We start from the raw sequence: 12719 nt of genomic DNA, 5'->3' as shown, positions 1-12719 counted from the left end.
GCTACTGCGGATCGCGTACCAACGCCTGCCTGAGGGTCTGCTCCGGCGGATCGCGTGCTGGCACCTGACATCGAGCCCGCTACTGCGGATCGCGTACCAACGCCTGCCTGAGGGTCTGCTCCGGCGGATCGCGTGCTGGCACCTGACATCGAGCCCGCTACTGCGGATCGCGTGCCAACGCCTGCCTGAGGGTCTGCTGCTGCGGATCGCGTGCTGGCACGTGACGTCGAGCCCGCGATTGCGGATCGTGTACCGATGGCTGTTTGCGGGTCGAGTGCTGCGGGGTGCGGGGCAGGGGCGGCTTCGGAGCTCGGCTTCGCCGAACGCCAGCCCGGGCATGAAGCCCGGCTCGAAGTATCTGCGGGTGAGGCGGCGGTGTTTATGGATGTGTCTGGGGTGAGGTGGTTGCGGGCTTGGGTGAGGAGTTCTTGGGTGAAGCGGGGGTCGGCGATGATGCCGAGGGCGTCGGCGCGGCGGTGTTGGAGGTGGCGGGTGTCGCCGATGGTTTTGAGGGCTTCGGCGATGGCGGTGATGGTGGCGTCGTGGCGGATGACCGCGCCGGCCGGAGCCTTGGCGTAGATGGTCTTGTTGCCGTAGTCGTCGCTGCGGCCAACGAACACGCCGCGTTCTTGGGCTGCTTCGGCAGCTTCGTTGCGGGCGAGGCCGGGGGCGGCGTGGGATTTGGCGGCGCGGATGATCCTGTCCAGCCGGTACGGGGTGATGGAGTCGATCAGGGGTGCGACGCGCTGGTCGACGTACCGGGCGGCTTCCTCGGACAGTTTCAGGCAGGCCGTGGCGAGTTGGCGGGCCTTCCAGGGGGTGGCGTCGCCGGCCAGTACGCGGGCCCAGGTGAACGGGAAGCGGTGGCGCAATGCCAGCGCCTCGCCGAGGAATTGCCGTGCCACCATCGAGGAGATCCCGAGCACGACGCCGAACTCGGCGATCGCGAACTCGGCGATCTCCGGGCAGCCGTCACCGCCCAGCACCACGGCGCGTTCCCGGCCGTCGGCGGAGCGGCGCCCGGGTCGGACGCGACAGGTGGAGGGGTGGAAGCGGTCGGCGTAGATCTGGGCGTGCTGCAGCAGCCGCGCGTCGGCCCGGTTGGCCATCGCGCGATGCTCGGCGGCCGACTCCAGCAGGTCGGCCGTCGAGAGCTCACCCAGATCAGTCTCGAACATGTGTTCGATTCTATCTGCCTACCGGTGATCTGCCAAATCGGGCAGACCGCCAAAACCCCTTACCTACAAGGAGAAAGCGTGCGGCTCTACCAGGTCGCGATCAGATCCTCCAGCCGAGTCAGCAGCCTCTGCGTGGATCGGCTGATCGCAGCAGCATCCCCTAATAACCAGGGGGCCTAGGACATCGTCATGCAGGGCACCGCGCCGCCTCACCGCGAACTGCGCCCCTTCATGAACTGACGACGGAGCAGATCTCCGCGTGCCGGCCGGATCGTTCGTGGTCTGCCTGCCGGCACAAGCCCAGGGCTGGCGGGCACGTTGCGTCGCAACTCCCAGTCCTTGGCCACGATGGTTCGACGTCTGTCCTGACCGACTACGCAGCCCAGCAAACTTGCGGGCGGTCACTGCGAACTGCGGCCCTTCATGAACTGACGACAGAGCAGATCTCCGCGTGCCGGCCGGATCGTTCGTGCTCTGCCTGCCGGCACAAGCCGAGGGCCGGCGGGCACGTTGCGTCGCAACTCCTAGTCCTCGGCCACGATGGTTCGACGTCTGTCCTGATCCACTATGCAGCCCAGCAGACTTGCGGGCGGTCACCGCGGCTGACCACAAACTTCCGGCGGACCGCCCTGGGCTCGCAACCTCTAAAGTCCCCCTCTTTCCTCCTTCTGCTTCCTTCGGGCGCCGAAACCGGCCATCGCTCAAAATCTCTTCTTCTCTTGATCTTGTATTTCTTCCCTCAAGCGGTACGGCGCTTGAGGGTGGCGGCGCCCAGGCCGAGGGCTGCGAGGACGAATGCGACCACGACCAAAGCGTCGCCGCCGGCTCCGCTGGCGAGGCCGTTGCCGTTGGCAACTCCGATGACGGCGTCGACCGCGTAGGACAGCGGCAGTACGTCGCTGACCGCGTGCAGGACCGTGGGCAACTGGTCGCGCGGAACGAGCAGCCCGCACAGCAGGATCTGCGGGATCATCACGGCCGGCATCATCTGGACAGCCTGGAACTCGGTCGCCGCGAATGCGCTGGCGAACAACCCCAGCGCAGCACCGAGTACGCCGTCCAGGACCGCGACCACGCCCAACTGCCACGCATCACCCTGGATGTTCAGATCCAGGAGATACAAGGCGATCGAGACCACGACGAGCGCTTGCACGACGGCGATCAGCGCGAACGCGAGCGCGTACCCGAGCAGGAAGTCGAGCTTCGCCATCGGCATCGTGAACAGCCGGGACAACGTGCCGCTCGACCGCTCCCGCAGCGTCGCGACAGACGTGACGACGAACATGATGATCGCCGGGAACACCGCGAGCAGCGGTCCGCCGATCCGGTCGAACGTCCCCGGCGAGTCATGGAACATCCACCACATCAGGCTGACCAGCAAGGCCGGCAGCACGATCAGCATCGCCACCGTCCGGTGGTCCCGCCGCAACTGGGCGAGCACCCGAGCCGCAACCGCGAATGTCACCCGCGGAGTCATCGCGCACCTGCCTTCCGGTCGATCAGGGTGAGGAACGCCTGCTCGATATCCGCCGTACCGGCGGAGGCGAGCAGGTTGTCGGGGGTGTCGTCGGCGAGCAACTCGCCGTCGCGCATCAACAGGAGCCGGTCGCAGCGCGAGGCCTCATCCATCACATGACTCGAGACCAGCAGCGTCGCGCCGTCATCGGCCAGCCTGTGGAACAACTCCCAGAGATCACGGCGCAGCACCGGGTCGAGACCGACCGTTGGTTCGTCCAACACCAGGAGCTCGGGGCTGCCGAGGAGCGCGGCGGCCAGGGAGGCGCGGGAGCGTTGGCCGCCGGAGAGCCTGTCGACGCGGGAGCCGGCGTGACTCGTCAGGTCGACAGCCTCGATCACCCGCTCCACGTCGGACGACGCGACGCCGAGGACCGCGGCGAAGAAGCGCAGGTTCTCCGCGACGGTCAGATCGCCGTACACACTGGGCTCCTGAGTCACGTACCCGATCCGGCCGCGCAGCTTGGACGCGCCCGCGGGCAGCCCGAGCACGGACACATCGCCGGTCACCTTCGCCTGCAGGCCGACGATCGCGCGGATCAGCGTCGTCTTGCCACAGCCGGAGGGCCCGAGCAGCCCGGTCACCGATCCGGTCCGGAGGTCGAACCCGACCCCGTGCAGCACCTCGCGATCGCCGCGTACGACGACGACCTCACGGCAACTCACCGCGTTTTTCATCATATGATGAATTTAGCGCGGACATCGACTCCTGGCAACAGCCTGTGCCGGGTCAGATAACGGCGTACCCGGTGGCGGCGCTCAGCGCACCCAACTCGGGCTCGCCGTACGTCGAGCGCAGCGCGGCGAACCTCCGCACCTTGTCGGGCCCGAACCGCGCGACCTCGGCGGCGTACGTGTCAGCGGTCATGAACACCGGCGGGTTCCGCTTGCTGTGGAACTTGTCCGCGTAGAGGACCAGCTCCTCCTCGGGCGTCCGCGGCAGGTAGTCGTCGACAGGGATCGGCAGCGCCTGGCGCACCACGTCGTCCCGCGTGATCCCGACTCCGGTGTGGCACGAAGCGAACCGGCGGATCTCGACCGGAAAACCCAACGATGCAAGGAGTTCGTGGCCGAGGACCCCGTGCCGGACATAAGGCGACGACTCGAGCCGGTAGACCCCGATGTCATGCAGCAGCGCACCCGCTCGCACCAGATCGGTGTCCACGTCACGTCCGGCGAAGAACTGCTCGGTGAGCGAACACACCAGCCGGCAGTGCTCGAAGACGATCTCGAACGCGTCCCGGGTCGGCGCGTACGCCCGATGCAGCGCGCGGATCTCGGCGTCGGTCGGGATCTGCATCAGCCGGTCAGCTGCTGCTGGATGACGGGCGCCAGTCGATCGATCAGCGTTTCCACGTCGATTGATGCGACCGGCTCGAGCCCGACCAGGTAGCGGACCATCGCGACCCCGACCAACTGGGTGGCGACCATGCCGACCCGCAGCTTCGCGTCCGGCGCGTCGAGCGTCTGGGAGACCGGCTGGATGATCATCTGACTGATCCCCTCCCGCATCATCCGGGCCACCTCGTCGCTGCTGACCACACTGCGGAACAGCGCCTTCATCCGCTGTTGGCCCTCAGGCGACTCCCAGACCCCGAGGAACGCCGTCGCGATCCGCCGGCCGGTCTCCGCGCGCGGTCCACTGACGATCGTCGCGGCGATCTGGCGAGGGTCGACCGGGATCGCCATCGCCTCGATGAACAGCTCTTCCTTGCTGTCGAAGTAGTGGTGTACCAACGCCGCGTCGACCCCGGCCTGCCGCGCGACCGCACGGATCGAGGTGGCCGAGAACCCCTTGTCCGCAAAGGATTCCCGGGCCGCTTGCAGGATCTCTCCCCGCGTGTCCGGTCCGCCGGGGCGGCGTCCCGGCGTACGTCGGGAAGCGGTCACGGCGTCAGCTCCGAGATCTCACCTTCCGGGGTGACCGCGAACGACGTACGGCGGGAGGTGCCGCGGACGAAGTGCTTGCGGGTGAACTCGAGCGACTCGACCAGGTCGACCTCGCGCTCGGAGCGACTGGTCGCGCGGCGGGTGTTGATCTCGATGATGATGTGCCCGCGGAAGTCCTGGTTGGCCAGCGCGCCGAGCAGGTCCGCGGCGCGCTGCGTGCCGCGGCCCGGCACCAGGTGCTCGTCCTTCGCCGACCCCGTGCCGTCGGTCAGGTGGACATGGGTGAGGCTCTTGCCCATCGTCGCGGCGAGCTCGACGCAGTCCTGCTCGGCCGTCGACGCGTGCGACAGGTCGAGGGTGGTGTGCGCGTACGTCTGCTCGGTCGGGTCCCAGCTCGGCGCGTACGCCTGCAGGTCGCGCCCCGGTGCACGCCACGGGTACATGTTCTCGACCGCGAGCGTCACGCCGGTTTCGGCCTCCAGCCGGGCGATCCCCTCGACGAACCCGCGCGCGTAGTCCCGCTGCCAGCGGAACGGCGGATGGACGACGACCACGTCCGCGCCGAGCTCCTGCGCGGCCTCGGCGCTGCGCTCGAGCTTGCTCCACGGGTCGGTCCCCCAGACCCGCTGCATGATCAGCAACGTCGGCGCGTGCAGCGCGAGCACGGGGAGCTGGTGATAGTCGACGAGTCGCTTGATCGCGTCGATCTGGGTGCTCAGCGGATCGATCCCGATCATCACCTCGACACCGTCGTACCCGAGCCGGGCGGCGAGCTCGAACCCGCTCGCGGTCGACTCGGGGTAGACGGAGGCTGTGGACAGACCGATCTTCGCGGTTGTGCGGGGGTTCATCGGTTCACCGGGGTTGCAGCTGGTCGAGCCGGGACAAGATGACGCCTTCGCGGAGTGCCCACGGGCAGACCTCGAGCGCGGGCAGGTCGAACAGATCCATCACGGCGTCCGCGACCAACGCACCGGCGACCAGCTGCGACGAGCGACCGGCCGACACCCCGGGCAGCGCAGCCCGCTCGGCGGCCGACATCTTGGTCAGCTTCGGGATCCACTCGCTCAGGTCGTCGCGGTTGAGCGTGCGCGGCACGTACGGTCCGTCGGCCGACGGGGCGGCTCCGGCGATCCGGGCCAGCGAGCGGAACGTCTTGCTGGTGGCGACCGAACGCTGCGGCTTGCCGGCCCGAAGCACCGGACCTGCGACCGCCGCCATCTCCAGCCGGATCCGCCGGCGCAGCGCGCGCACCTGCTCCTTGTCCGGCGGGTCCGTGGTCAGGTCCTCACGGGTCAACCGGCCGGCGCCGAGCTGGACCGAGACCGCCACGGTCGGCTGCTCGTCCGATCCGGCCGCGATCTCCAGTGACCCGCCGCCGATGTCGAACACCGCCAGCCGGCCGGAGGACCAGCCGAACCAACGCCGTACGGCCAGAAACGTCAGCCGGGCCTCGTCGTCGCCGCTCAGCACCTCGAGGTCCACGCCGGTCTCGGACAGGACCCGGGCGAGCACCTTCTCGCCGTTCGGTGCCTCGCGCAGCGCGGAGGTGGCGAACGCGAGCACCGACTCGCAGCCCTTGTCCTCGGCCAGCTCCACCGCTTCCTTGGTGAAGGCGATCAGCCCGTCGGCCCCGGACTGGTCGATCTTGCCGTCCTTGTCGAGGTGCTCGGCCAGCCGCAGCTCGGTCTTGTGCGAGTACGCCGGAAGCGGCGCGGCACCGCGATGTGCGTCCACCACGAGCAGGTGGACGGTGTTTGATCCCACGTCTAGTACGCCGAGCCGCATTCCCCCACGCTACTGGACGGGTCGGGTAACGGCGGGTCGGGAGTCGGGGTTCACGCTTGGGGGGTGAAGGCGCGTACGCTTTCTGAGTGCCTGAGGTTTCTCTCGATTTCCCCCGCGCCTGGGTCGAGTTCATCGACCCCGACGACTCCGACCAGGTCTTCCGCTGCGACCTGACCTGGCTGACGTCCAACTGGACCTGCATCTTCGGCGGTGGCTGCCAGGGGATCTACAAGGGCCGGCCGAACGACGGCTGCTGCACGCTCGGCGCGCACTTCTCCGACGCCGACGACGAGAAGCGGGTAAAGAAGTGGGCCAAGGAGCTCACCAAGGAGGACTGGCAGTTCCGTAAGGAAGGCCGGGCCAACGGCTGGGTCGAGACCGACGACGAGGGTGAGCGCAAGACCCGGGTCTGGGAGGGCGCCTGCATCTTCCTGAACCGTCCGGGTTTCGAAGGCGGCGCGGGCTGTGCCCTGCACGGGCTGGCGCTCAAACGAGACATCCACTTCGTCGAGACCAAGCCCGACGTGTGCTGGCAGCTGCCGATCCGGCGGACCTTCCGCGAGGTCGAGCGACCCGACGGTACGACGTACACCGAGGTCGGCATCGCTGAGTACGACCGGCGCGGCTGGGGCCCGGGCGGGCACGACCTCGACTGGTACTGCACCGGAAACACCGAGGCGCACATCAACGTCGAGGCGGTCTTCGAGTCGAGCAAGGTCGAGCTGCAGACCCTGATGGGCCCCAAGGCGTACGACGTTCTCGCCGAGCTGTGCCGTCAGCACCTGGAGGCAGCACGACCGTTGCTGCCCCACCCGGCGTCTAAGTAGTGATCTTGCCGTTGTCGACGAGCCACCCGATCGCGTCCAGGGCGGCCTCGACAGCGGAGTAGCGCGGCCGGAAGCCGAGCAGGCGGGCCGCCTTGTCCATCGAGCAGTTGGGGCTGTGCTGGATGTGGTCCCGCGTAGCCCCGGCGTCCTGGTCGGAAACGGTCTGCCGCCATTCGTCCCAGGACGCGAAGGTCAGGCCGGCTTCCTGACCGAACCAGCCGGCCACGCTCTCGGCGTACCTCGCGCAGCGTCACCGCATCGCTGGCGACCGCGTGGAAGCTCTCGCCGAGCGCCGTCGAACGGTTCGCGATCGCGGCCAGGAAGACGCCTGCCACATCCGCCGCGTGCACCGGGTTGAGCGTCTCGAGGCCGAAGTTCGGCAGCAGCACACCGTCGCCTTGGGCAAGCTTGTCGAAGACGCCGAGATCGAAGTTGCCGGCTGGGTTGACCGGCGTCCATCCGGGTCCGCAGATGTGACCGGGGTGGACGATCGTCACCGGCAGTCCGTCGCGGCGCGCCTTGCCGAGCAGGTACGCCTCGATCGCCGCCTTCTGGACGCCGTACTCGCCGAACGGCCTGCGCGGCGTGTCCTCGCGGGTCGGGACGATCACGCTCGGTCCGTGCACCCAGATCGTGCCGCAGTGCAGGAGATGCTGGATCCGTCCTTGCACCGCCTCGGCGAGTTGCCGCGCGCTGTCCTCGGTGAAGCAGATCAGGTCGATCCCGATGTCCGGGTTCAGCTCGGCGACCCGCTGCCCGAACGTCCCGGCAGCATCCTCGGCCTCCCGGTCGACCTCGATCAGCTCGACCCGCTGCCACGCTCCGTCCGACTGGTACGGCGTCCGTTCGCCGCGACTGAGCACCGTGACCTGATGACCGAGGCGGACCAGCGCCGGGACCAGATACGTGCCGATATGACCAGTGCCTCCGATGACGACCGTACGCATGCAATAGAGCCTAACGACACACCCGGTACGACGAATGTCGGTGGGGGACGCAACAATGACTGGCATGCGTCTGGATCATCTGTCGTACGCGTGCGGGCCCGAGGGGTGCCGTGCGACCGTCGAGCGGTTGTCCACGCTGCTCGGAGCGGAGTTCGTCGACGGTGGGGTGCACCCGCGCTTCGGCACGGTGAACCACATCCTCCCGTTGGAGAACGACCGCTACATCGAGGTGGTCGACGTCCTGGACCACCCGGCCTCCGACAAGGCTCCGTTCGGTCAAGCGGTGCGTGCCCGCAAGGAGCTCGGCGGCGGCTGGCTGGGCTGGGTGGTTGCCGTCCGCGACATGGAGCGGATGGAGCAGCGCCTCGGCCGGCAGGCGGTCCCGGGCAACCGGCACCGGCCCGACGGGGTCAACCTGACCTGGCGGCAGATCGGCGTGAAGGGTCTGATCGCCGACCCGCAGCTGCCGTTCTTCATCCACTGGGACGACCTCGGCGAGCACCCGTCGGTCGGCGGCAAGGGCGTCAAGCTGACCGCCCTCGAGATCGCCGGCGACCCGGTCCGGGTCACCGACTGGATCGGCCATCCGGCCGATCACCTGCTGAACGACCTCGACGTCGCCTGGGTCGGCCCCAACGGCCAGCCCGGCCTCAACGCCGCTGTCTTCGACACCCCGAACGGCATCGTCCGGCTGTAGCTGCTCTTCGCCCCCGGTTGCTCTTGACCGGGGGTTTTCTTCGGCATAACGTACAACCAAATGGTTGTAGATGAGGTTCTGAAAGATCGGTTGCTGCACGCGCTGGCGGATTCGACGCGGCGCGACATCGTGCGGCGGTGCCTGAGCGAGGCAGCGTCGGTGTCCCGATTGGCCGACGTGTATCCGATGAGTTTCGCCGCGGTGCAGAAGCACGTCGCCGTCCTGGAACGGGCCGGTCTGGTGAGCAAGGAACGCCGCGGGAGGGAGCAGCTGGTGCGCAGCGAGATCGACGCCGTACGGCGGGCCCGGGAGGCGCTGGACCAGCTCGAGGCGACCTGGCGCGGACGGATCGAGCGGATGTCCGACATCTTGGCCGAAGACGAAGGAGATGGAACACATGAGCGTGACCAGCATTAACAAGGATTTCAAGGCGTTGACGCTGACGCTGGTAGCGGACTTCGAGGCATCCACCGACAAGGTCTGGGGCCTGTGGGCCGACCCGCGCAAGCTCGAGCGGTGGTGGGGGCCGCCGACGCATCCGGCCACGATGGTCGATCACGACCTGACGCCTGGCGGCCGGGTGTTCTACTACATGACCAGCCCGGAAGGCGAGAAGTTCCACGGGCTGTGGCGATTCATCGCAGTGGATCCGCCGAAGTCGCTCGAGTTCGTCGACTCGTTCGCGAACGCCGACGGGGAGATCGACGACGCGCTCCCGCCGTACGTCGCGCATCTGGAGCTGACGGCGCACGACGGCGGCACCCGGATGGAGCTGCGTGCGTCGTTCGACACCCGCGAGCAGATGGATCAACTGCTCGGCATCCAGATGGACATCGGCATGGAGCAGGCGATGTCGCAGATCGACGCTCTGCTCGCCGCCTAGTGGATGCTCTCGAGGTCCGCCAGTGAGGTCTCGAGGTGGCCGAGCATGCGTTGCAGGTGTGGGACGGTCCGGCGGTCGCCGATCAGGCCGAAGTGGAGCTGGTGGTCGTAGCTGGTGACGCTGATGTTCAGCGCCTGGCCGTTGAGCACGATGCTCGCCGGGTACATGCCGAGCAGCCGCGAGCGGTTCCAGTACAGCGGACTCTCCGTGGGCCCCGGGACGTTCGAGATCACCACGTTGTACGGCGGCGTCGTGCGGCCCGCGACGCCCGGGAGAACTGCGGCCGGGCCGGCCACGCCGAAGCCGAGCGCGCCGACGATCAGGTTCTGCAGCGGGCTGAGCCCGGACAGCACGCCCTTGCCGTGCGCGGTCGATGCCATGATGCGGCGGATGCGCCGTTCGGGATCTTTCTCGTCCGTGGCGAGGTCGGCGATCAACGTGGTGAGCGAGTTGCCGCCGCCCGGTGCGCCATGGGAATCACCGTCGCGATCCCGCAAGGAGACCGGGACCATGGCCGTCAACGTCTTGTCCGGAAGGGCATTCTGCTCGAGCAAATAGTTGCGCAAGGCCCCTGAACACATCGCGAGCAGGACGTCGTTCAGCGTCGCGCCGGTGATCGCCCGGACCTTCTCCAATCGCTCGAGGGGCCAGGACTGCGCCGCGAACCGCCGAGCCCCGGTCACCGCCTGATTCAAGATCGTCTTCGGTGCCTGAAACGGCATCGTCGACTGCAGGAGCTCCTTTAGCCCGACCGGCGTCAGCCCCGCAAGGCCCACGAGCAGGCGGCCTGCGCCGCCGACCGCGTGCGCCGCGGACCCGAGGGTACGCACGGGAACCCGGCCGACGGCCGCGAGCAGCTCCGCCGCAGCCGGCATCCCACCCGCATCTCCCCCGCGACCTACTAGGGCGTAGGTCGCGGGCATGTTTGTTCTGGTGGGGTCGGTCGTCAGCGTGTCCTGCGTCCAGCGCAGTGCCGTGACGCCGTCGATCAGCGAGTGGTGGATCTTGCTGTAGAGGGCGAAGCGCCGTCCCTCGACGCCCTCGATGAGGTGCATCTCCCACAGCGGGCGGTGACGGTCCAGGAGCGTGCCGTGCAGGCGGCTGGTGAGTTCGAACAGTTCCCGGTAGCGCCCCGGGCGAGGTAGCGCGGACAGCCGGACGTGGTACTCGAGGTCGATGTCCGGATCCTGCTCCCAGGACCAGTAGCCGAGGTCCTGCGGCCGGTTCCGCACCCGCCGTTCGAACAACGGATTGACCGACGGCGCAGCGAGCATCTCGTGGTACAGCCGCGACACGAAATCCCGCGAGCTCTCGGGGAAAACATGATCGCGCCCCGCCCCCTCCGGGAGCTCGAACAGCATCAGCCCACCGACGTGCATCGGCTGCTCCCGGGTCTCGCCACCCAAGAACATCGCGTCCAGCGGCCCCACCGCGGTCATGGTCCCTCCGCTCCCGACCGGCCCTCTGACGCTTCATCGTTCGCCAGAGGTGGCCGGGTCGTCTACCCCTGCTAACAGGGATAACGGAGATTTAGTTATCCCCTCAGCTATCGAGGGGGCGGTAGTTCACGCCGATCTTCTCGATCCGGGCCAGGTGCGGGCGCAGCCGGCCGAGGAACTCGTCGTACGAGACCTTCTCCGAGCCCCAGGCGCGCTCGGCGAACGCGGACAGCCGCGGTAGCAGCATGTAACCGACCTGCTCCGGACCCTCCATGTACTCGGTCCAGATCTGGCACTGGGTGCCGACGATCAGCGCCTTCTCCTCGTCGGTCAGCGACTCCGGGATCACCTCGAAGTCGTACACCTTCTCCAGCGGGATGAAGTTGCCGATGGCAAGCGGTTCGGTGGCCGGGTCGCCCTGGTAGTAGTCGAAGTACACCGACTCGCACGGCGCCATCACGACCTCGTGGCCGGCCTTCGCCGCGACCACGCCGCGCTCGGCACTCCGCCACGCCATGATGACCGCGTCCTTCGGGCAGTCGGTCTCGACCATCTCGTCCCAGCCGACCAGCCGGCGACCCTGCTCGGCCAGCACCTCCGCGACCTGCGCGGTGAACCAGCCCTGCAGCTGGCCGGGCTCGTCCAGCCCCAGCTCGGCCTGCCGCTTCTGCGCCGCCTCCGACTCGGCCCACTGCACCGACGGGCACTCGTCGCCACCGAGGTGGATGTACGGCGACGGGAAGATGTCGAGCACCTCACGAAGCACGGTCTTCACGAACTCGACCGTCGCGTCGTTGACGTTCAGCACGTCCTCGCTGATGCCCCAGTACTGGCGGACGGTCAACTGCTGGTCCGGGTGGTTCCCCAGCTCCGGGTACGCCGTGATCGCGGCCTGCATGTGCCCCGGCAGATCGATCTCCGGCACGACGGTGATCCCGCGCTCGGCGGCGTACGCGACGATCTCGCGGAGGTCCGCCTTGGTGTAGAACCCGCCGTGCCGCCGGCCGTCGTACTCGAACTCCGTCTGGCCGCGGGTCATCTTGCCGACCATCGTCTCGGCCCGCCACGCGCCGATCTCGGTGAGCTTCGGGTATGCCTCGATCTCGACCCGCCACCCCTGGTCGTCGGTGAGGTGGAAGTGCAGCACGTTCAGCCGGTGCAGCGCGAGGACGTCGATGATCTTGAGAACGAACTCCTTCGGCATGAAGTGCCGGGCGACGTCGAGCATCATCCCGCGCCAGGCGAACCGCGGCGCGTCGGCGATCCGGGCCAGCGGCACGGCGACCTTGCCGTCCTCGGCCGGCTCGGCGGCCTCGACCAGCTGGCCGTACGTCGTCTCCGCGTGCCGGAGCGCGTCCTCGGAACCGGCCGTCAGCCGGGCGCCGTCGGCGCTGATGTCGATGCGGTACTCGTTCGCGTCGAGGTTGTCGACCACGTCCCGGACGGCGTCGCCGACCGGATCGTCGGTGATCCACCGGCCCTCGTCGACGGTGAGTTCTCGCGGGGCAGGGACGATCGCGATGTCGGACATCCGGACTCCAAGCAGCCTGGGTCG

At 68.2% G+C, this 12719-nt stretch carries 13 protein-coding genes and 1 pseudogene; 4 read left to right on the top strand and 10 right to left on the bottom strand.

From position 1 onward, the window contains the following. From AB0J62_RS31890 to AB0J62_RS31860, 7 genes and pseudogenes are all read right to left on the bottom strand, one after another. Positions 1–1178, bottom strand: a pseudogene (locus AB0J62_RS31890) (hypothetical protein); the annotation flags it as partial. Positions 1179–1917: 739 nt separating this feature from the next. After that, the gene (locus AB0J62_RS31885) at positions 1918–2655 is read right to left on the bottom strand and encodes an ABC transporter permease (protein WP_363878894.1); all 738 of its coding nucleotides are present in this window, start codon (positions 2653–2655) and stop codon (positions 1918–1920) included. Next, positions 2652–3374: an ABC transporter ATP-binding protein gene (locus tag AB0J62_RS31880; RefSeq protein ID WP_363878891.1), complete on the bottom strand. Its 723-nt coding sequence runs from the start codon at positions 3372–3374 to the stop codon at positions 2652–2654. Before AB0J62_RS31880 ends, AB0J62_RS31885 begins: the two co-directional genes overlap by 4 nt. 49 nt (positions 3375–3423) lie before the next feature. Next, positions 3424–3993 (bottom strand): HDIG domain-containing metalloprotein, encoded by a 570-nt coding sequence (locus tag AB0J62_RS31875; protein WP_363878888.1) that lies wholly within the window; start codon positions 3991–3993, stop codon positions 3424–3426. Further along, a complete protein-coding gene (locus tag AB0J62_RS31870; RefSeq protein WP_363878885.1) occupies positions 3993–4583 on the bottom strand; it encodes a TetR family transcriptional regulator in 591 nt (196 codons plus the stop codon). Before AB0J62_RS31870 ends, AB0J62_RS31875 begins: the two co-directional genes overlap by 1 nt. After that, entirely contained in the window at positions 4580–5434 is an 855-nt protein-coding gene (locus AB0J62_RS31865) for a sugar phosphate isomerase/epimerase family protein (protein WP_363878882.1), read from the bottom strand. Before AB0J62_RS31865 ends, AB0J62_RS31870 begins: the two co-directional genes overlap by 4 nt. A 4-nt stretch (positions 5435–5438) precedes the next feature. Further along, on the bottom strand, positions 5439–6371 hold the full coding sequence (locus tag AB0J62_RS31860; protein WP_363878879.1) for a Ppx/GppA phosphatase family protein: 933 nt from the start codon (positions 6369–6371) through the stop codon (positions 5439–5441). 86 nt (positions 6372–6457) lie between these two features. Here AB0J62_RS31860 and AB0J62_RS31855 point away from each other — a divergent pair, with 86 nt between their 5' ends. Next, positions 6458–7198, top strand: a complete 741-nt coding sequence (locus tag AB0J62_RS31855; protein ID WP_363878876.1) for a hypothetical protein — start codon at positions 6458–6460, stop codon at positions 7196–7198. On the opposite strand, the gene AB0J62_RS31850 is transcribed toward AB0J62_RS31855, so the two are convergent. Then, positions 7147–8145, bottom strand: coding sequence for an NAD-dependent epimerase/dehydratase family protein (locus AB0J62_RS31850; RefSeq protein WP_363878872.1), 999 nt, complete (start codon positions 8143–8145; stop codon positions 7147–7149). The genes AB0J62_RS31855 and AB0J62_RS31850 overlap by 52 nt on opposite strands. A 64-nt stretch (positions 8146–8209) precedes the next feature. Between AB0J62_RS31850 and AB0J62_RS31845 the strand changes: the two genes are divergently transcribed. From AB0J62_RS31845 to AB0J62_RS31835, 3 genes are read left to right on the top strand one after another with little or no spacing between them, the layout of a single operon-like run. Beyond that, positions 8210–8842 carry a VOC family protein gene (locus tag AB0J62_RS31845; protein WP_363878869.1) on the top strand — a complete coding sequence of 211 codons (633 nt, stop codon included), beginning with the start codon at positions 8210–8212 and terminating at the stop codon, positions 8840–8842. A 60-nt stretch (positions 8843–8902) separates the two neighbouring features. Continuing rightward, positions 8903–9259, top strand: coding sequence for a helix-turn-helix domain-containing protein (locus tag AB0J62_RS31840; RefSeq protein WP_363878866.1), 357 nt, complete (start codon positions 8903–8905; stop codon positions 9257–9259). Next, positions 9240–9725, top strand: coding sequence for an SRPBCC domain-containing protein (locus AB0J62_RS31835; protein ID WP_363878863.1), 486 nt, complete (start codon positions 9240–9242; stop codon positions 9723–9725). The genes AB0J62_RS31840 and AB0J62_RS31835 overlap by 20 nt, the downstream gene beginning before the upstream one ends. Here AB0J62_RS31835 and AB0J62_RS31830 read toward each other — a convergent pair. After that, complete coding sequence (locus AB0J62_RS31830) at positions 9722–11164, bottom strand: wax ester/triacylglycerol synthase family O-acyltransferase (RefSeq protein ID WP_363878860.1); 1443 nt, start codon at positions 11162–11164, stop codon at positions 9722–9724. The genes AB0J62_RS31835 and AB0J62_RS31830 overlap by 4 nt on opposite strands. 103 nt (positions 11165–11267) lie before the next feature. Continuing rightward, positions 11268–12695 (bottom strand): family 20 glycosylhydrolase, encoded by a 1428-nt coding sequence (locus AB0J62_RS31825; RefSeq protein WP_363878857.1) that lies wholly within the window; start codon positions 12693–12695, stop codon positions 11268–11270. Positions 12696–12719: the final 24 nt, after the last annotated feature.

Origin of the sequence: Kribbella sp. NPDC049584, assembly GCF_040675555.1 — a bacterium.
Taxonomy (GTDB): domain Bacteria; phylum Actinomycetota; class Actinomycetes; order Propionibacteriales; family Kribbellaceae; genus Kribbella.
Note: the sequence above shows the minus strand (reverse complement) of the source record. Positions and strands in the feature narration are given on the sequence as shown.